Source organism: Vibrio sp. 10N.222.49.C9, assembly GCF_041474985.1.
Taxonomy (GTDB): domain Bacteria; phylum Pseudomonadota; class Gammaproteobacteria; order Enterobacterales; family Vibrionaceae; genus Vibrio; species Vibrio crassostreae_C.
In genome coordinates this window covers 1-382 of sequence record NZ_JBFRVD010001032.1, presented here as the reverse complement: position 1 = coordinate 382, position 382 = coordinate 1, and the positions used below count along the sequence as shown (strand labels likewise).

The 382-nt window shown below is 47.6% G+C and carries 1 protein-coding gene; it reads left to right on the top strand.

Annotated features, from left to right (window positions below):
- Window positions 1-55: 55 nt before the first annotated feature.
- Window positions 56-382 (top strand): FUSC family protein (locus AB4585_RS26755; protein WP_372171772.1); only part of this gene is annotated, 327 nt, incomplete at its 3' end.

The window sequence follows — 382 nt, the reverse complement described above, 5'->3', positions numbered from 1 at the left end:
CTATATCAATCCGCGATAAAATATGTGGATCTCGTAGCCACAGCCTCACACCTTTATGTCGCCCTTTGCACCTCAACTGACAGACCAAACCAAAACTGCGCTAAAGGTCGCATTCGCCTTCTGTCTAGCCATCGCCTCTGCATTATATTTTAACCTTGAGCGGCCTTATTGGTCAGCGATGACCGTCAATGTGCTAGCAATATCTGACACCTTAACAGCAGGAAAAAAAAAGGCACGTAAACGACTGATCGGCACCCTGTTTGGTGCATTGATTGGCATCATGTTGATTGCAAATTTTGCCCAAGACCCAACATGGTTTTTGGCTGCCACCGTATTGCTGCTTGCGCTATGCATCTACATGGGCTCCGACCCCGTTTATGGC